16 protein-coding genes are annotated in these 21,132 nt (G+C 68.6%); 9 read left to right on the forward strand and 7 right to left on the reverse strand.

What is annotated here, in order from left to right:
• Positions 1–12 precede the first annotated feature (12 nt).
• Entirely contained in the window at positions 13–831 is an 819-nt protein-coding gene (locus tag CVV72_RS18460; RefSeq protein WP_219153531.1) for an NAD(P)H-binding protein, read from the reverse strand.
• 149 nt (positions 832–980) lie between these two features.
• Here CVV72_RS18460 and CVV72_RS18465 point away from each other — a divergent pair, with 149 nt between their 5' ends.
• The 6 genes from CVV72_RS18465 (at position 981) to CVV72_RS18490 (ending at position 5,424) form a co-directional block, all read left to right on the forward strand.
• On the forward strand, positions 981–2,126 hold the full coding sequence (locus CVV72_RS18465; protein ID WP_219153532.1) for a CaiB/BaiF CoA-transferase family protein: 1,146 nt from the start codon (positions 981–983) through the stop codon (positions 2,124–2,126).
• A gap of 59 nt (positions 2,127–2,185) precedes the next feature.
• Positions 2,186–3,349, forward strand: coding sequence for an FAD-dependent monooxygenase (locus tag CVV72_RS18470; RefSeq protein ID WP_219153533.1), 1,164 nt, complete (start codon positions 2,186–2,188; stop codon positions 3,347–3,349).
• 243 nt (positions 3,350–3,592) lie between these two features.
• A complete protein-coding gene (locus CVV72_RS18475; protein ID WP_219153534.1) occupies positions 3,593–4,174 on the forward strand; it encodes an RNA polymerase sigma factor in 582 nt (193 codons plus the stop codon).
• Positions 4,165–4,731: an Asp23/Gls24 family envelope stress response protein gene (locus CVV72_RS18480; protein WP_219153535.1), complete on the forward strand. Its 567-nt coding sequence runs from the start codon at positions 4,165–4,167 to the stop codon at positions 4,729–4,731. Before CVV72_RS18475 ends, CVV72_RS18480 begins: the two co-directional genes overlap by 10 nt.
• Positions 4,721–5,122 (forward strand): Asp23/Gls24 family envelope stress response protein, encoded by a 402-nt coding sequence (locus tag CVV72_RS18485; RefSeq protein ID WP_219153536.1) that lies wholly within the window; start codon positions 4,721–4,723, stop codon positions 5,120–5,122. The genes CVV72_RS18480 and CVV72_RS18485 overlap by 11 nt, the downstream gene beginning before the upstream one ends.
• Positions 5,119–5,424: a hypothetical protein gene (locus tag CVV72_RS18490; RefSeq protein WP_219153537.1), complete on the forward strand. Its 306-nt coding sequence runs from the start codon at positions 5,119–5,121 to the stop codon at positions 5,422–5,424. Before CVV72_RS18485 ends, CVV72_RS18490 begins: the two co-directional genes overlap by 4 nt.
• A 59-nt stretch (positions 5,425–5,483) precedes the next feature.
• Here CVV72_RS18490 and CVV72_RS18495 read toward each other — a convergent pair whose 3' ends face one another.
• Complete coding sequence (locus tag CVV72_RS18495; protein WP_219153538.1) at positions 5,484–6,161, reverse strand: fasciclin domain-containing protein; 678 nt, start codon at positions 6,159–6,161, stop codon at positions 5,484–5,486.
• Between the two features lie 88 nt (positions 6,162–6,249).
• The gene (locus CVV72_RS18500; RefSeq protein ID WP_219153539.1) at positions 6,250–7,812 is read right to left on the reverse strand and encodes a molybdopterin-dependent oxidoreductase; all 1,563 of its coding nucleotides are present in this window, start codon (positions 7,810–7,812) and stop codon (positions 6,250–6,252) included.
• Positions 7,813–8,031: 219 nt separating this feature from the next.
• Here CVV72_RS18500 and argG point away from each other — a divergent pair, with 219 nt between their 5' ends.
• On the forward strand, positions 8,032–9,480 hold the full coding sequence (argG, locus tag CVV72_RS18505; RefSeq protein ID WP_034321733.1) for an argininosuccinate synthase: 1,449 nt from the start codon (positions 8,032–8,034) through the stop codon (positions 9,478–9,480).
• Positions 9,481–9,554: 74 nt separating this feature from the next.
• On the opposite strand, the gene CVV72_RS18510 is transcribed toward argG, so the two are convergent.
• Positions 9,555–10,823, reverse strand: coding sequence for an SON protein (locus CVV72_RS18510; protein WP_255632734.1), 1,269 nt, complete (start codon positions 10,821–10,823; stop codon positions 9,555–9,557).
• Between the two features lie 750 nt (positions 10,824–11,573).
• Positions 11,574–11,933 carry a hypothetical protein gene (locus tag CVV72_RS18515; protein ID WP_219153540.1) on the reverse strand — a complete coding sequence of 120 codons (360 nt, stop codon included), beginning with the start codon at positions 11,931–11,933 and terminating at the stop codon, positions 11,574–11,576.
• Positions 11,934–12,272: 339 nt separating this feature from the next.
• On the opposite strand from CVV72_RS18515, the gene CVV72_RS18520 reads away from it, so the two are divergent.
• Positions 12,273–13,457 (forward strand): sorbosone dehydrogenase family protein, encoded by a 1,185-nt coding sequence (locus tag CVV72_RS18520; protein ID WP_219153541.1) that lies wholly within the window; start codon positions 12,273–12,275, stop codon positions 13,455–13,457.
• Positions 13,458–13,523: 66 nt separating this feature from the next.
• Here CVV72_RS18520 and CVV72_RS18525 read toward each other — a convergent pair whose 3' ends face one another.
• The gene (locus CVV72_RS18525) at positions 13,524–16,550 is read right to left on the reverse strand and encodes a tetratricopeptide repeat protein (protein ID WP_219153542.1); all 3,027 of its coding nucleotides are present in this window, start codon (positions 16,548–16,550) and stop codon (positions 13,524–13,526) included.
• 222 nt (positions 16,551–16,772) lie between these two features.
• On the opposite strand from CVV72_RS18525, the gene CVV72_RS18530 reads away from it, so the two are divergent.
• Positions 16,773–17,990: a hypothetical protein gene (locus CVV72_RS18530; RefSeq protein WP_219153543.1), complete on the forward strand. Its 1,218-nt coding sequence runs from the start codon at positions 16,773–16,775 to the stop codon at positions 17,988–17,990.
• A 299-nt stretch (positions 17,991–18,289) separates the two neighbouring features.
• On the opposite strand, the gene CVV72_RS18535 is transcribed toward CVV72_RS18530, so the two are convergent.
• Positions 18,290–20,380, reverse strand: coding sequence for a tetratricopeptide repeat protein (locus tag CVV72_RS18535; RefSeq protein WP_219153544.1), 2,091 nt, complete (start codon positions 20,378–20,380; stop codon positions 18,290–18,292).
• Positions 20,381–21,132: the final 752 nt, after the last annotated feature.

Genomic DNA, 21,132 nt, shown 5'->3' on the forward strand with positions numbered 1-21,132 from the left:
GTCAGCCGAGTGTCATTTGAAGGCCGCCGCGTTCCGTGCCGCCCATTCGGCGAAGGTCCGCCCGGGTCGTCCGAGCACCTTCTCGACATCGGGGCTGACCCGCCGCTCTTCCTCCGTCGGCCTGCCGAGGATCGAGAGCGTGGCCTCCACGACCACCGGCGGCATGAACTCCGTCATCGCGGCGCGTGCTTCGTCTTCGCTCAGTTCGGCGAACCGCAGCGGTTCGCCGAGCGCGTCGCCGAGATCCGCCGCCTGCCGCCGGGGCGAGATCGGCTCGGGTCCGGTGAGCACGTAGGTCCGGCCGTGGTGGCCGGGTTCCCGCAGCACGGCCGCCGCGACGTCGGCGATGTCCGCCGGGTCGATGACGGGCAGCGCGACGTCGCCGAACGGCGCGGCGACGATCCGATCGGCCCGGATGGCCGGTGCCCATTGGAAAGCGTTCGACGCGAAGCCTCCCGGCTGCAGCACTGTCCACTTCGGACTCGTCGCTTTGACCGCCTCCTCGAACGCGGGCGCGTGCCGTCCGGTCGCGACCCCTTGGGAGGACAGGAGGACGATCTCGGCGTCACCCGCCGCCGTGACGACCTCCGCGACGTCTCCGGCCGCCACCAGGAATTCTCCCGATGTCAGCAGGAAAACCCGGTCCGCTCCGGCGAAGACCTCCTTCAGCCCTTCGGTACGGGCGAGATCGGCCCGCACGGTCCGCACCCCCTCCGGCATGTCCGACGGCGAGATCCGGCGCGCCACCGCCGTCACTTCCTCCCCTGCGGCGACAAGGTTTTCCACCAGCGGCCGTCCTACGTTCCCGGTCGCTCCGGTCACCACGATCATGGTCACTCCTCGGTTCGCGTTTGCGTTGACGCGACCGAAGCTACCTTCCTGGTGATAGTAGGTACCTAGAGGAAAGTAATGGGAAAACGGCCCTTTCGTGAGCGCGATCACAACTTCGAAGCCGCGAAGGGCCACTTAGGGTCGGGCACATGCCCGAAACCGCACTCGGCCCGCTGCGCGTCCTCGACTTCTCGCGGGTGCTCGCCGGCCCGTTCGCCACCATGCTGCTGGCCGACCTCGGCGCGACGGTGATCAAGGTCGAGCGGCCGGGCACCGGCGACGACACCCGCAGCTGGGGACCGCCCTACGACGACGCCGGCCAGGCGACGTACTTCCAGTCGGTGAACCGGAACAAGACGAGCGTGGCGCTGGACCTCGGCGATCCGGACGATCTCGCCAAGGCCCGCGCGCTCGCGCTCGAGGCCGACGTCGTGGTCGAGAACTTCCGTCCCGGCGTGATGGAGCGGCTCGGGCTCGGCCCGGAGGTCCTGCTGGCGGCGAATCCCGGCCTCATCCTGTGCTCCGTCACGGGTTTCGGTTCGGGCGGCGGCGCCGCGCTGCCGGGTTACGACCTGCTCATCCAGGCCGTCGGCGGGCTGATGAGCATCACCGGTGACCCGGCGGGCGAGCCGCAGAAGGTCGGCGTCGCGCTCGTCGACGTCCTGGCCGGGCTGTTCGCGAGCGTCGGCATCCTCGCCGCATTGCGCCATCGCGACCGGACCGGGCAGGGACAGCGGGTCGAGATCGACCTCCTCTCCAGCCTGCTCGCCGCGCTGGTCAACCAGGGCAGCGCCTACACCTCCGGCGGGACGGTCCCGGCGCGGATGGGCAACCGGCATCCCAGCATCGCGCCCTACGAACTCGTCCCCTGCGCCGATCACGAACTCGCGCTCGCCGTCGGCAACGACCGGCAGTTCGCGGCGTTGTGCGAGGTCATCGGGCTGCCGGAGCTCGCGGGCGAAACCCGGTTCGCGACGAATCCGGCGCGGGTCGAGCACCGGGCCGAACTCCGCGCGCTGCTCGAAGACCGCCTCGGCAAACGCGCGGCGGCCGAGTGGGCGGCGGAGTTGAGCGCGGCCGGGGTGCCCGCCGGGGAGGTCAACGACGTCGCGGGCGCGTTCGCACTGGCCGAACGGCTCGGCCTGAGCCCGACGGTCGACCTCCCGCGGCCCGACGGCACCTCGGTGCGGCTGACCCGCAACCCGATCGGGCTGTCGGCGACACCGCCACGCTACGAGACCGCGCCGCCGGATGAACCCGGGCAACTCACCCTTCCGCTGCCCGGCTGGACCTGACGGAGAGCCGTCAGCGGACTGTCAGCGCTTCGTCAACACCGGCCGCGAAGCTCCCTGCCATGACGAACAGGACAGTCCTCATCTCCGGCGCCGGCATCGCCGGTCCCGCCCTCGCCTTCTGGCTCTCCCGTCAGGGCTACGCGGTCACCGTCGTCGAACGGTCGCGGGAACTCCGCGGCGGCGGACAGGCGGTCGACTTCAAGGGCGCCACGCACCGCTTCGTACTGGAGCGGATGGGCATCCTCGAGGAAATCCGCAGGCACCAGACCGGCGGGCTCGACCAGACCATCGTCGACGCCGAGGGCCGGTCGCTCGCCGTCCTGCCCGGCGAGTTCACCGGAGGCGACGTCGAGATCCGCCGCGGCGACCTGACCCGGATCCTCCACGAACGGACCGAGCGGGACTGCGAGTACGTCTTCGGTGATTCCATCGCTTCGCTGACCGAGACGGCCGACGGCGTCGACGTCACCTTCGAGCGCGGTGCCCCGAGACGCTTCGACCTCGTCTTCGGCGCGGACGGCATCCACTCCACCGTGCGACGGCTGGCGTTCGGCCCGGAAGCCGGCTACGTGGAGCACCTCGGTCACTACTACGCCCTGGTCGAGACCGACGAGGCCGACGGCGGTCCGGCGGTGATGTACAACGAGCCCGGCCGCATGGCGGCGACCGGCGGGCCCAAGGCGAACGCGTTCTTCGTGTTCGCCTCCCCCGAACTCGCCTACGACCGGTACGACATCGGCCGGCAGAAGGACATCTTGGCCGGCGCGTTCGCCGACGGCGGCTGGCGGCTGCCGGAGCTGCTGGAGGTGGTGAAGCGCTCGGACGACGTCTACCTGGATTCGATCGCCCGGGTCAAGATGGACGGCTACTCCACCGGACGCGTCGCGCTCCTCGGTGACGCGGCCTACGGCAACACCCTCGGCGGCTTCGGCACCGGGCTCGCGATCGTCGCCGCGTATGTCATCGCGGGCGAGCTCGCCGCGGCGAACGGCGACCACGAGCCGGCCTTCCGCCGCTACGACGAGAAGTTCCGCGGCTACGCCAAGGTGGCCCGCAACGCCAACGCCGGCCCGTTCCTCGCGCCGCCGACGAACCTGCGGATCAAGCTGCGCGACCAGATGTTCCGGCGGCGGCTTCTGCTGCGATCGATGCTGTGGGTGACCGACAAGCTGGCCACCGACATCACGCTCGACGAGTACCCCGCGCTCGCCAGGCTGGGCTGATTCACAGCGGCGGCGCGGCACTGTTCGTGCTCATCGGGGCGCCTGGCCTTGGCGCTGGTCTGGTTCCTCCCCACGAGTCTGTGGGCGTTCCGCCGTCAGGCGATCACCTGACTTCGGCGTGCGCCGTCCGCGATGCCGTGGTCGGCTGGACGAAGTTTCCCGCGTGACGTTTCCGGGGAAGCCGTGTCTTAGCTGGTGAGGTGAAGGGAGCTTCGGCATGACGGCGCTGCACAGGTGCGCTCGATGACGACTTCGGAGAGAGCCGAACCGCTCGCGGCCGGCGAAACCGTGCTGGACGACGCGACGCTGGTCGCGCGCGCCCGCGACGGCGAGATCCGCGCGTACGAGCAGCTCGTCCTGCGGTTCCAAGGGCAGATGTACCGGCTGGCGGTGCGGATGCTCGGGAACAAAGGGGACGCCGAGGACGTCGTCCAGGAGGTGTTCCTCGTCGCCTGGCGGCGGCTCGACCAGCTGCAGGAGGACGCGGCGTTCGTCGGCTGGCTCTACCGGATGACGACCAACCGGTGCCTGAACGTGATCCGCGCCAGGAAGCCGGTGGCCGACGTCGAGCTGGATCAGCAGGAGTCCGCCGGTTCGACGGGACGGCCGGACCGCGCGGCGGAGACGAGCGCGCAGATGGCGGCACTGACCGGAGCCTTGGACGAGCTGACCGCCGAGCAACGGGCCTGCTGGCTGTTGCGCGAGGTCCACGGGCGCTCCTACGAGGAGATCGCGAAGGCGATCGGGGCGACCACCACCGCGGTGCGCGGACGCATCGCGCGAGCACGAGCACAGTTGGCGGAGGTGATGGCGCCATGGCGATGAACCACGCGACCCGCGACTACCTGCTGCCGTGCGGCCGTGATGTGGAACAGATCTGGGACCGGCTCGACGAGGTCGACGCCGGCCGGGCGGACCCGCACGAACTCGACTGCCCGCACTGCCGGGCGACCCGGGAGAGCCTCCGCGTGCTGCGCGGGCTGACCAGGGAACTGGCCGAAGACGACGCCGAGCCCTCGCCGGATCTCACCAGCCGGATCATGTCCGCGATCCGCGCCGAAGTGCGGCGCCGGGACCTGGTGCCGCTGGCCAGCCCGGAACCGGGCGACGTGCAGGTGAGCGATCAGGCGGTCGCGGCGGTGCTGCGGTTCGCCGCGGACTCCGTGGAGGGTGTCCGCGCGCGGCACTGCCGGGTCAACCGGTCGGGCGAAGACACCGACGCGCTGGCCGTGGACGTGGAGTTGAGCCTGGCGATCGCGCATGATTTCGACGGTGACTCGCTGGATCTGGTCCGCGAGCGGGTCACGGCGGCGGCCGGCGCCAGGGTGGGTCTCCGGCTGGCCCGGCTCGATCTGGTGGTGGAGGACATCTATGACGCGTGAGCAGGCCCCGGCCAGACCCTCGGTCGAGACGGTGATCTCCCCTCCGGTGATCGCGGCCGTCGCCGCGCACGCCGCGGCCCGGGTCCCCGGCGTGGTGCGCCTGGAACCCGGATTGCGCGGGCTGGCGGGTTCGCTGACCCGGATCGCGCGGCAGCGGATCAAGGGCCTCGATCCGGCGCCGACGGAAGGCGTCCGCGCGTTCGTCGAGCACGACCCGCCGGACGTCCGGGTGGAGATCGACCTCTCCCTCTCCGGGCTCGACCAGGCCGCGGCGACAGCGCATGCGGTGCAGCGTGCCGTCGGCAAGGCGGTCACCGAGGCGACCGGGCTCACCCCGTCCGCCGTCTCGGTGTCCATTTTGGACATCGAAATCCGTGGAGGACTGTTGTGACCGCACGTTCCGAATTGACCGCGTCGCTGCTGAGCACGCTCCGCGAGGTGCCGGGGCTCCGCGCGGCGACACCTTCCACCACGGCCGCCGCTTCGGCGGTGCCGTGGGACCTCGACGTGATGGCCGTCGACATCTCCGAGAACGTCGTCGAGATCCGCGTGGTCGCGCTGGAGGTGCCGATCCCGCCGCTCACGGAGACCGCCGGGGCCGCCTTGCGCGCGGTACTCACCGGAACCCCTTGGGAGAACGCGAGCCTGCGGATCGTCGTGACCGACGTGGACGCCGCGGCGCTCGTTCCCTGACCTGAAAAATCGCGGTGGCCACGCCCGGGAGCGTGGCCACCGCGATCAGGGGTGGGGACTTAGTTCTTGTTGGTGCCCGGGGTCAGCACCTTGTCGATGACGAAGACGGTGGCGTTCTTGGTGGGGATGTTCCCGCACAGCACCTTCGCGCCGTTGACGGTCATGTTCTCGCCGGAGCCCTCGATCTTGACCGGCCCGCCCGCGGTGTTCAGGCTCTCCACGGACTTGGCCGACTCCAGGCCCTTGGCGTCGTAACGCTTGCCGACGACGTGGTACTGCAGGATCGGCGCCAGCTGGTCCGGCTTGCCGGCGAGTTCAGTGAACTTGGCGTCACCCAGCGCCTGGAAGGCCGGGTCCGCCGGGGCGAACACGGTGATGGCCTGCTGGGAGTTGAGGGTGTCGACCAGGTTGGTGGCCTTGACCGCGGCGACCAGCTTGGTCAGCAGCGGGTTGGTCGAGGCGGCGCTGGCGACCGGCTGCGGGCCCATCGAGTCCAGCGAGCCGGGCTCACTGCCCTGCGGCAGCTGCGAACAGGCCGGACCGAACACGTCGGCATTGGTGGTGACCCCGTCACCGGAAGCGGCGCTGGACATCGGGGCCGACATCGACGAGGACGGGGCGGGCGCGGGGGCACTGCTGGAGCTGCCGGACGAAGCGCTGTCGTTGCTGCTGCAGGCGGCCAGGGCCAGCGCGGTGACCGCGGTGAAACCGATTCCTGCGACGCGAAGCTTGCTCACGGAAAATCACTCCATTTGTTTTTCGGACTCTTGCCGGGTATTCGGACCTACTGCGAAATCGGATTGCCACTCTTTCGAGTGACACCGATCACCGTGCGGTGAAACTGATGACATGCCAGCCCGTCGCGCCGTCCGGAACGGTGCCCGCGCGGGCGTCGGTCTGGGTGTACCCGGATTTGTCGACAGCCCGGACGGTGACCTGGTGACTGCCTGCCGGGACGTCGAATTCGGTCCACCACATCCGCCAGGTGTTGACGCCCACCTCGCGGGAAAGCGTTGCGGGCTGCCAGTTCCCGTTCGCGCCGAGCCGGACTTCGACCCGCTCGACACCGGTGTGCTGCGCCCACGCCACGCCCGAGACGCGGACCTTGCCCGCGGGCACCGTTTCGAATCCTTTCGGACTGTCGATCCTGGACTGCGTTTTGATCGGGGCCTGCTCGCCCCAGCCGCGGTCGAGCCAGTACGCCCGGCGCGCTTTCCAGGTGGTGATCTCCAGATCCTTGACCCATTTCGTCGCCGAAACATAGCCATAGAGACCCGGGATGACCATTCGCGCGGGAAAACCGTGTTCGACCGGGAGCGGTTCGCCGTTCATCCCGATCGCCAGCATCGCGCCCCGCTCCGGGTCGAGCGCGGCGACGACCGGGCTGCCCGCCGTCCAGCCGTCGACACTGGTGGAGAAGATCTGCTCCGCACCGGGCAGGACTTCGGCCTCCCGCAGCAGATCCCCGAGGTCGACGCCGATGAAGTTCGCCGTGGACACATAGGTCCCGCCGACCTCGTTGGACACGCAGGTCATGGTGATGGTGCGCTCGATCAGCGGCCGGTTGCGGATGTCGTCGTAGCTGAACCGTTTTTCGTTGCGCACCATGCCATGCAGCCGGAGGCTCCAGTCCTCGGCCCGGACCTGCGGTACCGACAGCGCGGTGTCGACGCGGTAGAAGTCACGGTTCGAGGTGAGGAACGTCGGCGTGCCCAGTTTGGCGAAATCCGCGTCGGCCGGGATCGGCGGTGCCGGTTCGGCGGGAACGAGCCGTCCGATAGCGGTCCGGGAAGACTCCGCGTCCCGGGTGCCGGCGAGGAGCTGCCCTCCGGCACCCGCCGCACCCGCGGCGACGACGGCACCGGCTCCGGCCAGCAGGACCGACCTGCGGGACGGAGCGGCGCCGGAAGACTCCTCCTCGGCCCGAGACCTGGCCGAGGCCAGGCGATGCAACCAGAGGAAGACGCCGACCCCGGCGATCAGGCTGGCCAGCGGCGCGAGCAGCGCGACCGTCGAGAGGTCGGGGCGCTGGGACACGGCGAGCCCGCCCAGCAGACCGAAGGCGGCGATCAGCACGACCCCCGGAACGGGTGACCGGCGCGAGACGACCCCCGCCACGGCGGCGGCGAGCACCATCACGACGGCCATCCCGCCGAGCAGCACGAGCTTGTCGTAGACGCCGAACGTCCGGACCGCGAAGTCCTTCAGCTCCACCGGCGTCAGATCGATCGCCCCGTTGCCGACCGCGAGGTACGGCGAGGCGTTGGCGCTGATGAACCCGGCCACCAGATGACCGGCCGCCAGCGCCACGGCGAGGGCCACGACACCGATCAGCGCCGCTCCGAAGAGAGGAAGGCGTGGTTGCCGGTCGGCCCGCGAAGTCTTCATGCCAGGTATTCGGCGCCGCCGGGCCCGCGGACTGGTTTTCCTTTCACCACAAGGAAAAGGACGGTTTCACACAGAACCCTCGCCCAGTATTCGTAGCGAACCCCTTCGCAGACAGGTCACGAAAGGGACACGACCCCGAACGCGCGACTCGCCACCCATCGAGTTGCCCTGCTCACCCCGGCTTGCATGGTCATACACACCTATGCATATACTTCCATCATGTCCAAGGTACTCACCTCTCTGCCTGTCGGCGAACGCGTCGGGATCGCCTTCTCCGGCGGCCTCGACACCTCGGTAGCGGTCGCGTGGATGCGCGAGAAGGGTGCAGTGCCGTGCACCTACACCGCTGACATCGGCCAGTACGACGAACCCGACATCGCGTCGGTCCCGGGCCGGGCGAAGGCCTACGGCGCCGAGATCGCGCGCGCCGTCGACTGCAAGGCCGCGCTGGTCGAGGAAGGGCTCGCGGCGCTGGCCTGCGGCGCCTTCCACATCCGCAACGGCGGCCGCACCTACTTCAACACGACCCCGCTCGGCCGCGCGGTCACCGGCACGCTGCTGGTGCGCGCGATGCTCGAGGACGACGTGCAGATCTGGGGCGACGGGTCCACCTTCAAGGGCAACGACATCGAGCGGTTCTACCGTTACGGGCTGCTCGCGAACCCGTCCCTGCGGATCTACAAGCCGTGGCTGGACGCCGCGTTCGTCAGCGAGCTCGGCGGCCGCAAGGAGATGTCCGAGTGGCTGCAGGCCCACGGCCTGCCGTACCGGGACAGCACCGAGAAAGCCTACTCCACCGACGCGAACATCTGGGGCGCGACGCACGAGGCCAAGTCGCTGGAGCACCTCGACACCGGCATCGAGATCGTGAACCCGATCATGGGCGTCCGGTTCTGGGACCCCGAGGTCGAGATCGCGCCGGAGGACGTCACGATCGGCTTCGAGCAGGGCCGCCCGGTGACGATCAACGGCAAGGAGTTCGCCACCGCGGTCGACCTGGTCCTGGAGGCCAACGCCATCGGCGGGCGGCACGGGCTCGGCATGTCCGACCAGATCGAGAACCGGATCATCGAGGCCAAGAGCCGCGGTATCTACGAGGCGCCGGGCATGGCGCTGCTGCACGCGGCGTACGAGCGGCTCGTCAACGCGATCCACAACGAGGACACCCTCGCCAGCTACCACAACGAAGGCCGCCGTCTCGGCAGGCTCATGTACGAAGGCCGCTGGCTGGACCCGCAGGCGATGATGCTGCGCGAGTCGCTGCAGCGGTGGGTCGGCGCGGCCGTCACCGGCGAGGTCACCCTGCGGCTTCGGCGCGGCGAGGACTACTCGATCCTCGACACCACCGGCCCGTTCTTCAGCTACCACCCGGACAAGCTGTCCATGGAGCGCACCGAGGACTCGGCGTTCGGCCCGGTGGACCGGATCGGCCAGCTCACCATGCGGAACCTCGACATCGCGGACTCGCGCGCCAAGCTGGAGCAGTACGCCGGGCTCGGCATGGTCGGTGGCGGGCACCCGACGCTGATCGGCGCCGCGCAGGCCGCGTCGACCGGTCTGATCGGGGCCATGGACGCGGGCGGCGCGCAGGCGATCGCCTCGCGTGGCAAGGCCTCGGGCGAGGACGAACTGCTGGACCACGCCGCGATCGAATCCGGCACGGACTGACCCGGACGAACGGGACGCGAAAGCGCCGGGCGCGCGGCATCGAAGCCGTTCGCCCGGCGCTGTTCTTCGTCCGGTCAGCCGCCGAGCTTCGACCGGCGTTCCGTCAGCTCATCGACCAGACGGGTGATCTCGACCTGCCCGATCGCTTCGGCCAGCACGGCGACCGACGCGATGCTCTCGATCCGGTACTGGACCGGCACCCCGCCGGAGGCTCGCGATCGCGCCTCGGCATCCGCCTTCTTCTCCGCTTCGACGGACGAGAAGACGCTCCCGGCCCCGCCGTTGACACAGCTGATCGAAGCCGAACCGTTCAACGGCAGGCTGGCGCTTTCCCGGCAACTGCCCGCCGCGCGGCCACCGATGGTCACGTTCGCGGTCATCGTGGCGTTGACCTTGCCGCTGACCTTCCCACCGCTGCTCGCCGAGGCGGAGTTGGACACGTTCGCCGTCACCGTGCAGCCCGACGAGCCGCACGCGACCGTGGCCGCGCCGTCCATGTCGAACCGCACGCTCGTGTCGACGGCTCCGGACAGCTTCTTGGTGTTCGTCGTCAGATCTTCGTAGACGGCGTCTGTCTCCTGCGGTGACAAAGCGTCCACATCGGACTCACCGAGGCCGGCGCCGGACGGGATCGGCGGCCGTGACTCCGAGCCGGGCATGGACGGTATCCCGCCGGGCATTTTCACGGAGTAGCGGAGGAGCCGGTGCGGCGCCTCCTTCGAGACGTACAGGTCGCCCGCCGGCGTGCTCGCCTTGAGCGCCGGAACGTCCCGCACGGTCTCGTTCTGATCCCCGGGGATCTCGTCCGCCCGGTCCAGCGCCGCGCGCAGCCGGGCGGCGAGTTTCTCCGGGGACTCGAACTGCTGCAGAGCCGGGCCGAACAGCGCGTCCTCGCCGGTGATCCACCGGTCCTTGAGCTCGTCGGTCCCGCCCGCGTCCGCCATCGCCCCGGGCAGCATGCCGTCCGGCGCCTTGAAGTAGACCTTGCCGCCGACGACCAGGATGTCGATCTTCTTGCCCTGGAAGGACATCGTGCCGGACGTCTCACCGTGCGCGGTGGTCTTGACGTCCGTCTTGATCATCCCGCCGACCCCGGAGGTGCTGTTGCGGACGGCAGGCGCCGAGGAAAGCCCGGCGAGCGCCTGCTCGAAGGGTTCACGGTCCCCCTTCGACGGCCACAGGAGCCAGGTCGTCAGACCCGCGAGGAGCACCAGCACCAGTCCGGCGATCCCGCCGAACAGCGGCCACCGGGGTTTCCGGGCGGGCGGCCCCGGTACCGGTTGCGGGACCCAGCCCTGCGGCGGCGGCCACTGCGCGCCTCCGGGTGGGATTGTTTGCTCCACGTCGCCCTCCATCACTGTTTTCACCGGACGACCTCACGCTAGGGAGGAATGATGAAAACTTGATGAAACGCGATCCGGCGAACCGGTTGGCGTTGCGGACCTTGACGGCGGCCGCGCTGATCACCGGTCGCGAGGCGGCGACCGAAGGGTCGACCCCACTTTCGTACCCGTGAGTAATCACCGGATGGTGTGAAGCTGCCCGTCCGAGGAGCCACTCAGAGGTGCTTTCACCGTGTTCGAGGACGCGTCACAGCTGAATATTCTTCGGAATTCCGGGCCCGTTCTTTATTGACCGTTCAGTAACTTCAAGCCGCCGGCCCGCGCGGCGCCGACGATCGCCGAGCACGGCCCGGATCGTCGGCGACCACCGCGGGCAAAACTTGCGCGAGTGCAGAGCGAAACCGCACGTCAAACGTTCGTGTGGCGTGTCGCTGGCGGTGACACCACGGTGGAGTGGTGGCCCCCTTTCGGGGCTCGCCGGAGCATGAGTAACCTACCCCCAGTCGCCCACAAGGGGACTTCCGCCAAAGCCAGCTCGATACGCGAAAGAGCTCTTCGCAAGCCTAAAGATTACACCTCATCCGGCTGAGCCGGCACGTACCGATACGCAGGAAAGGAGCAGGCCGGCGTGAGCCCGAGAATCTGGATCGTTTACGCAGTGTGACGAAGGTCGTCCGCTGCAGCGAGAGCCTCGGCTCTCCGGGCGTCGTGCGCCTGGAAGCCGAGGCCTCGGAGGTGGCGCGAGCGCGACTACTGCTGCCGTCCGCGAGGGCGGAGGACGACGCCTTCCGCGAGCAGGATTCGGCGGATCTGGTTGTAGCCCATGCCATGGATCTTCGCCAGCTGCCGGATGCTCCGGCCCGCCAGGTAGGCATTGACGAGGCCGGGCGGCGTGGGCGGAAGCTGGATCTTCGGGGGCCGGAGCGTGACTCCGGCGGCCAGCAGGATCGTTCGCACTTTCCGGTAGCTCAGCGCGCAGCTCTCTGCCAAGCCTTCGATCGTCTCGCCGCCGTTGTAGCGACGGACGAGTTCAGCTCGCAGCGAGCCGGGATCGCCCTCGCCACCTGTGGCGTCAGCATGATCCCCGGTAGCGTCGCCTTCTTCGGTCATCAGATCATCGCCGCCCGAACAGCTGATCGATCGTCGTCCGACATGGGCCCTGGTCGCCCAGGCTTCATTCCGACCCTCCAGCCAAGGGCATGTACGCCTGTTCCTAAACCGCCGACCGAGTGCTTCCACTGGAATACGACGTCCACCATCGGCGTGTCGCCGACAGCTCGCGGGCGCATGACCTCCATTCCGGGGATGCCGGACCGCAAGCCCATCCCTCGAAGGCGTTGATCCGTACGACGGAAACAAACCAACGGGAAGTTCGCGGATGGAGGTACCGCCGCTCCTCCGGTCGCTGTTGAATTGGACCAGACCATTCACTGGCGATTGGAGTCTCTCATGACGCGACGGCACCTCCGCCGGGGGTTGTCCCTGGTGGCCGGACTCGTCTTGGCGGGAGCGATGCTTCCGCCCGCGAGCAGCGCGGAGCCCCGGGACGCGCGAGGTGTTCCGCTCGGCGAGCTGACCGCCACGGCGACCAAGGTCGCGTCCGGGCTGGTCAACCCGACGGCGATCACGGCGCTCAACGACGGCAGCGGCCGCATCCTCATCGTGGAGAAGAGAGGCGTCGTCCGGGCCTACCATCCCCGGACCGGGCTCGCCGCCAAGCCGGTTCTGGACATCAGCGCCAAGGTGAACGGCGCGGACGTCGAGCGCGGGCTGCTCGGGTTGGCGATCGCCAAGGACCGGCGGGTTTACGTCGCGTACACCCGCAAAGCCGACAGTGCGGTGACTCTGTCCCGCGTCCGGCTGGACACCGGCGAGCTCACCGAGCTGATCACCCAGCCGCATTCCGAGTTCCCCAACCACAACGGCGGCCAGCTGGCGTTCGGCCAGGACGGGTATCTGTACTGGGGGATCGGTGACGGTGGCGGAGGCGGCGATCCGCTCGCCAGTGGGCAGCGCCTGGACACGTTGCTGGGCAAGATCCTGCGGATCGACGTCGACCGCGCGTGCCGCCCGCTGAAGTACTGCGTCCCGGCAGGCAATCCGTTCGTCGGCGTCGCGGGCGCGCGTCCGGAGATCTGGTCGTACGGGCTCCGCAATCCGTGGCGGTTCTCCTTCGATCCGGCCGACGGTTCGCTGTGGATCGGCGACGTCGGCCAGGGCCGGTTCGAGGAGGTCGACCACCTCGCCAAGGGCAAGGGTGGCGCGAACCTCGGCTGGTCCTGCAAAGAAGGGCCGGTCGTGTTCGACGAGACGCGGTGCAAGGACGGCGTGACCTACACCGATCCGGTCTTCCACTACATCTCCGGTGCGGAAGGCTGCGCGGTGATCGGCGGCCACGTCTACCGCGGCAGGAAGTACGCGGCGCTGGCGGGCGGGACCTACCTCGCCACCGACTTCTGCCAGGGAACGGCCTGGGCCGTCCGCAAGAAGACCGACGGCACCTACGAAAGCGCCCGGATCGGCGAGTTCCCGCTCGACGCCACCACTTTCGGCACCGACCAGAACGGCGAGCTGTACCTGGCCGACGAGCAGCCCGGCGGACTGCACCGGATCTCGTTCGCGCGCAAGGGCTGAATCGGCTTCCCGGCCGCGTCCGCCCGGCGCGGCCGGGGCCTCAGCCCCGTCCGGGGCAACCGCCCCTCAGTCGCGCTGTCCGCGCAGTATGCGGAGATGCGGCGAGGGCATCGCCACGGTGTCCCCTTCGCCTTCACGCGCAGCCGGGACAAGTGGTCCACGCGCGTCCAGTTCGGCCAACAGGACCTCGATCGCCTCCGCCTTCGCCACCCGCGCCCGCCCGCGGTAGAGATCCGCGGCGTCCCGCCACAACTTCCGCGCGTCGTCGGGGTTCCCGTGATCACAGAGAACAGCGGCCAGGACACCCAGGGCTCGCGCCTGTCCAGTCGCATGCTGCGTCCGGTTCGCATAATCGACCGCACGATGCGCGTACCGCAGCGCCGCCCCGGCGTCACCTTCCGCGTGCCGAAGCTGAGCGAGCACTGTGGTGAGTTTCATGATCGTGGGAAGATCTTGGCTGACCTCGATCAACGCTTCGCCGGCACTGCATTCCAGTGACGCTTCGGCAAGCCTGCCGAGCCGGACCAGCAACGCCCCGAGGGCCGCGTGTGTCCGCATCAGCTCGGTGGCATCACCGGCTTCGCGCCGATGCCGCACTGCCTCCCGGTACAGCGCGAGCGCCTCCTCGTCGTGGCCGCCCATCTCGACCAACGCGTCGGCGAAGCGGTGTTCCGCGCTGGCACACAACATCGGCTCACCGAGTTCGCGAACTGACGGCAGCACTTTCCGATACCTTTCGACCGCTTCGGCCGCGCGACCGGCATGGAAGTGCACGCGGGCCAGGTTCAGCCTGACCGTCGCAACGCCGACCGCGATCCCATGGGCGTCGACCAGTTCGAGCGCTCGCAGCAGGCACTTCTCGGCGGCGTCGTCGGCGCCGCTGAGCATGTGCACCACCGCCAAGTCGTTCAGGCACGAAGCCAATGAGCTCACGTCACCTTGCGCCGACGCGGCGCGGACGGCAATGGTGAGCCCCTCGATCGCGTCGGGGTATATCCCCTGCAAGATGAAGAACTCCGAGGCCATCGCGGGCAGGAGATACGAAATACCGTTGAGAACTCCTTCCGACGCCGCGCTGATCGCCATCAACGAAGTTCGTTCCCGCAATACCCACTGCCGTGCTTCGGCGACGTTCCGGAACCCGGGTGTGGGCGCCGCCCGCACCATCGGAGGCAGGTTCAGCAGCTCTTTGTGCGGGAACTGCAGGCGGTACGCGTCTATGACCACGCGCAAGTAGAATTCGAACATCCTCCTCCGCGCGAGGTCCACATCGGACAACCGGGCGGCCAGGGACGCGGCGTACAAATGCAAAAGGTCGTGCACGCGATAGCGATCGAGATCCGCGGGGTGCTCGATCAGGTGCGCGGCGACCAGTATGTCGAGTGAGCGGCGCACCTCCGACGCAGGGCGCCCGTCCGCCGCGGCGATCACCGCGGTGGTCATCTCGGCGCTCGGATGCAGGCCGATCAGGGCGAACACACGCTGCTCGGCGGGTTCGAGGTCGTGATACGAAAGGGCGAAGGCGGACCTCAGGCTCATCCCCGGCCAGTCGCCCTCGTCACCGAGGTCCAGCAGCAGTTCGGCGTCGCGCAATTGGGTCGCCAAGGTTCGCATCCGGGTACCCGCCCGCGAGACGGCGCGTTCGGCCACCAGGGTCAGCGCCAACGGGTTGCCCCGGCACAGCCGCACCAGTTCTCCGACTCCCTCCGCGTCATCTCGCGCTCGGTGACCGATACGCCGGGTCAGCAGGGCCGAGGAATATCGGTCGCCGAGCGGGAAGACCGTGATCACCGGCGGAGTCAGCTTCGCCGACAAGGACTTCAGGCGCCACCGCGAAACGATCAGCACCGTGCACGACGACAGGACACCCAGCAGCGGCGCGACCTGATCGGAACTGCGCACGTTGTCGAGGATCACGAGCATCGAGCGCCGCGCGAGCAGCGCCGACAGTTTCGCGGCGCGGGCGATCGGATTGACCACTTGGTCGACCGGGAAATCCAGCAAGGACAAGAGTGTGTCGACTATTTCGCCGGCATCGGCCTTCGCGGCTTGACTGTCACCGCGAAGATCCAGCATGACCGCGCCATGCCGGTACCGCCGTTCCGCGCGGTGGGCCCATTTGGCCGCCAAGGTGGTCTTCCCGACCCCGGGCCCTCCGGTCACCACCACCGCCGCACGTTTCGGCGCGCCCGCGGAATCGGTCGTGTACGCGTCGAGCAGCGCGATCAGATCGGTTCTTCCCGCGACATCGTCGACATCCGGCGGCAAATGCCGGATCACGTGCTCGTTCTGACCGGCGGAATCGGGCGAAGCCGGTTTGCGCCGGGGAATCACCCGTTCCGGCCGGATCAGCACCTTGTCGTTGACCGCTCGCAGTTCTTCCGCGGCCCTTGTCTCCCCAGCCTCACGGTAACGGGCATACGTCGCCCGAAAGAAGTCGGCGGCTTCGGCGGGTTGATCGGCTTCGGCCAGCGCCCGTATTCGCAGTTTTTCGAAACTCAGCTCCCTCGGATGCGCCTGCTCCAGTTCCGCCAGTTTCCGCACCGCGGCGTCGGCTTTTCCGGTCGCCAAGTGCTCCGCCACGACGAATGCGTTGGCGGGGATCCACTCACTACGTTCCCATAGGGCGCGCCATCCGTCGGCGCGCTCGGTCCGGAGATCGGCCAAGGCTTCGTCCCGGCACAACCGGACGGCCGAAAGCGCTTCGACCAGTGCGCGGTCGTGCTGACCGAGTTCACGGAACCGGCGAGCCTTGTCCATCATGGCCTGGAAGCCGACGTGATCGATCAGCGCCGGCTCGATCTCCAGCAGGCAACCCCCTTTACCCACACTCACGTTCGCGGGCACGGATTTTTCGTGGAACGCCCGGCGCAGCTTGGTCGCGTTCTGGTGAAGCGTCGAGTGGGCGTCCTGTGGCGCCCTCTCGTGTTCTTCCCATACCCAGTCCACGACGACGTCCAGTGGCAATCGACGGTTCGGCGCGGTCAGCAACGCGGTCAGCACCTGTCTCGGCCGAGGACCCGCCCAGTTCACATCCACATTCCCGTGCATTAGCATGGCCGTCTGCCCGAGAATTCCGAAAGCGATTTCCACGAGTGCGCCCCTTCCCCATGGCGAACCCGGGTTCGCCACCCCTGTCCCGCCGGATCATTTTTCCACTCGTCCGCGCATAAGGCCAGGTCATCGGCTTAATTGTCAAACTTCGGCGATCACCGTTGATCATCTGTCAATGAACTGACAACCGGCCGAAGCCCTTTTCTCCACGATCGCTCCCATGCTGACTGCGGATACCGGAGTTCGAGCGAGGGGAATTTCATGACCGAGTTATCGTGGGTCCACAGTCCGGTGGATGACGCCGATCAGCACTGGGCAACACGCAGGGGTGTCAAATCCGTGCTGGTGATGATCCCGCACATCGTCGCCGGGAATCGGCTCCTCGATCTGCTCCCGCTCTTCGAGGCCGACCATCGTGTCCAGTCGACCTTCACCGTCCCGGAGTGGGAATCGTGGCGCGCCACTCACGACTTCGTGGCGGCCCAAGGGGGAATAGTCCTGCCCTGGGCACAGGCCAAGCGCGGCGAATACGACCTCGTCCTCGCCGCCAGCCAGCGTGGCATCGACGAAGTCGCGGGGCCGGTATTGCTGGTCCCGCACGGCGGAGGATTCGGCCAATACCGGCCGTGGCGGCCCCCGGACGCCGGGCCCGGCTGGAGTCCCCAGCTCGGGCTCGACGCGGGCCAGCTGATGCGGGAAGGACGAGTGCGCGCCGACTCGATCGTGCTCGTCCACGACCGCGAGCGGGACGTCCTCGCCGAGACCTGCCCTCGCGCCGTCCCCACCGCTGTCGTCGCGGGTGACATCGCGCTGGATCGGCTCGTCGCCAGTCTGCCCTTCCGTGATCACTACCGGCGAGGTCTCGGCGTGACCGATGACCGGCGGCTGGTGGTCGTCACCTCGACCTGGTCCGATCGCTCGGCCTTCGGACGCCATCACGACCTGTTCGAACGGGTGCTCAGCGAACTTCCCCCCGAGGACTTCCGGGTGCTCGGTGTCCTTCATCCCCAGATCTGGGCGCACCACAGCAGGTGGCAGATCCGCAGCTGGCTGGCCGACAGTCTGCGGTCCGGGCTCGAGCTTTTGCGTCCCGAAGGGAGCTGGCGGGCCGCCTTGATCGCCGCCGATCACGTCATCGGCGACTACGGCTCCGTGACCGGTTACGCGGCGGCCATCGGCAAACCGGTGCTCTTGGCCGTGGACGGCACCGAGCCGTTGCTGCCGGGCACGCCCAGCGCGGTCATCGCCGAACACGCGCCCCGCTGGATACCCGGCAGCACTCTTCGCCCTTTGCTTCACGAGGCGGAGTCCGTCGGCGTGGCCGAGCATGTTCGCGGCTTGCTGTCGTCTCGGCCGGGCCGCGCGGGAGCGATCCTGCGCACCGAGATGTACCGGCTTCTCGGTTTGCCCGAACCCGGCAGAGCGGTCCCGGTGTCCCCGGTGCCGATGGCGGAGGTGCTGCCGTGCTGGCCTTTGTAGCGCGGTTGCGCGTCACCGCCGGGAACTGTCGCATCGACGCCGCGGGAACCTCGTTCCTCCTGTCCGGCGCGAACGACGGAACCCGCACCTCTCTCGCCGACGTGCTCGTCCACTCAGGGCCGCACGCGGTCGCGGACGCCCGCGGCGTGATCGCGAGCGGCTTCGACCGGCTGCCCGGTCTCACGATCGTCGCCGTCGCGTGTTCCCCCGGGCGCTGTCTTGTCGGCGACCGCGCGGGAGACGTGATCGTCATCCCGTGCGAGGCCGCCGCGTTGGCGGGCGCGGGGGCCTATCTGTGGTCACTCACCGGACGCCGGCTCCGGCTGCTGCGGGTGATCGCGCCGTGCGTCCAAGGCGGCCAACCGAGCTCGGGCCCGTTCCACCCGCAGCCCGCCGGTGGGACCGCACAGGTCCAGCGCCTTGAGCAGGTGGCCACGAGCGGCGCCGAAATCACCTTCGAGCTCAGCGACCTCGGCGAACGCCACCAGCACATCGGACTGATAGACGGCCGAACCTGACTCGTCGAACACCGCGGCGGCGCGTTCGAGTTCGCGCTTCGCCGCGGTGATCTCGCCCGCCCGCGCGTCGATCCGCGCGAGCGACAGGGTGAGCTCGGCCTCGCCCTTCACATCGCCGATCTCCTTGAACAGCTCTTGCCCGAGGCGCAGGTGCCGGGCGGCGTCGGCGGTCCGGCCCGCCTGCAGGAACGCCTCGCCGATCCGCCGGTGCCGCTGGGCGACGCCGCGGTCGATCCCGAGTTCCCCTTCGATCACGAGGCTCTGGCCGAAGAGCTCGACCGCTCGCTCGAAGTCGCCACGACCTTGCGCCGCCATGCCCAGCTGGTCCAAGGCCACGGACTCGTTGTGGCGGCTTCCGGCTCCCTTCGCCAGCTCCGCGGCCTTCAGGCATTCGCTTTCGGCCGCTTCGAACCGTCCTAGATCCAGGTAGGCGCGGGCCAGCTGACAGCGCAACCGTGCTTCGGCGATCGCGTGGGCGCACCGGTGTGCCGCGGCGATGCCGACCTCGTGCGTCCGGATCCAAAGCTGATAGTGCTTGCGGTAGAGGAAGAGTTCCCAGAAGGCTTCGCACAGTTGCCAGGCGAGCTCGTCCTGCCGCAGCGCGGACGTCTCTTCCAGCACCGCGATGATGTCCGGCAGCCGTTCGTCCAGCCATTCGAGCGCGTCGGCACCGGTGGCGAACAACGCCGGTGAATCCTCGTAGCGGGCGCGCACGGTACTGACCCGCCAGCGCATCGGGATCACCACCATGTTCGCCCGTGTCATCCGGTGCAGGTACCAGGTCGCGATACGGGGGACGACTTCGAACCGTTCGTCGTCGGGTAGCGCCCGTGCGTGCAGCCGCACCAGATCGTGGAAGCGATAGCCGCCTTCGCGGACCTCTTCCAGCAGGCTGGCGTCCGCCAGCTCTTGGAGTCCGTCCGCGGCCTCGGTGTCGGAAACCCGCAGCGCGGCGGCCGCCGCTCCCACTTCGACCGTCAGGCCCGGATACTCACTGACCAGCCGGTAGAGCCTGGCCGCGTGCGGCGACAACGCCGAATACGACGAATCGAAGGTGGCCGTCAACGACGCCTCCCCCACCGGCGACAGCTTCGTCAAACGCAGCCGTTCGTCACGGAGCTCCGCCACCATCCTGGCCACCGGCCAGGTCGGCCGCGACGCCAGCCTCGCACCGGCCACCCGGAGCGCGATCGGCAGGCGGCCGCACAGGGCCGCCAGTGTCGTCACGTCCGAAAGTTCACCGGCGACCCTCGACTCGCCCACCGAACGCGTCAACAGCTCGACGGCGTGTTTCTCCGGCAGAGGCGCCATGTCGACGAAGCGGGCGCCCTCGGCATGCAGACCGTCCAGTCTCAGCCTGCTGGTGACCACGACGACACAGCCCGACGAAGCCGGGATGAGCGGCCGCACCTGGGCGGCCGAGATCGCGTTGTCCACCACCAGCAGCAGCCGCATCCCCGCGGTGGTGGTCCGGAACAACGCCGCTTGTTCGGCCAGTTCGACCGGAACCCGCTCCGGAGATACCCCGAGTGCCCGCAAGAACGCTCCGAGCGCGTCTTCGGGCGGCACGGCCGTCTCCGGCGAGAACCCGCGCAGATCCGCATACAGCTGCCCCGACGGGAAGCGTCCGGCGTTCCGGACCGCCCAGGTGACCGCGAGCGCGGTCTTGCCCACCCCGCCGGGACCGACCACCACGGTCACCGCGGGCGAGCGGTCGACCGAGGCGGCCTCCCGGCCGGCCGCGGCGGAGTCGAGCGCTTCGAGTTCAGCGGTCCTGCTGGTGAAATACGCGGGGACGGGCGGCAACTGCCGGGGAATCGGAGTACCGGATGGCGACCGCACGGCCGTCGTCGAGGCGCCGTCATCCCCCATGACCGCACCCCGACCGGCGGCAATTCGAAGACGAATTGCACAGGCGCGATTCTTCATCTTCGAGAACAGCATTCCACGACGAGAAAAGTCGCGGGTCACGTGCCAAAGATCGCATGCTCGTGTCTCCCCACACGGCCATATTCTTTTATCCGCGCAACAACCGGACACGGATCTTCGTCGTGCCGCACTGCCCTGTCCGCCCCGGGAATCCCCGAACCTCCCTGTCTACCTCGCCGAGCGGGCTCCCTCCCGGCACGGCAGGGACGTCTACCCGAAAGAACCAAGGCGACAACACCATCACGAACGCTTGATACACCTGAACGCAGGAGACTCGGGGCACATCGCCACATACTGTGACCTCCGACACTTCATGCACCGGTGACCACTTCCCACGCTCGCGGACAAGTGAAAGGGCGAACATAACGAAAGAAGATCCGCCGGCAAGGAAAAAGGGTACCGGAATCGATTCGGTAAGCCGCCCCGGACCTGCCGGACATTTCCTTTCGAGCCACCCCCTCGATCGCCCACCCCTCAGGCCACCCCTGGCCCGCCCGTCGCGGCGCCATGGCGACCGCGGAGTTCACGCGCGGCCGGACACCCACTCGCCCAAGATCGTTTTCTTCTCGTTCACCCGTATCGGCGGGCAAATCGGACATCAGGCATACCCCTGAGTAGCCACTTGTGAGACCTCTGTATGCTCCGCTCTCGCTCGATGGGATTAGTCATCCCCCGATCGGGCGAGCCGTTGCGGT

Origin of the sequence: Amycolatopsis sp. TNS106 (genome assembly GCF_019330265.1) — a bacterium.
Taxonomy (GTDB): domain Bacteria; phylum Actinomycetota; class Actinomycetes; order Mycobacteriales; family Pseudonocardiaceae; genus Amycolatopsis; species Amycolatopsis lurida.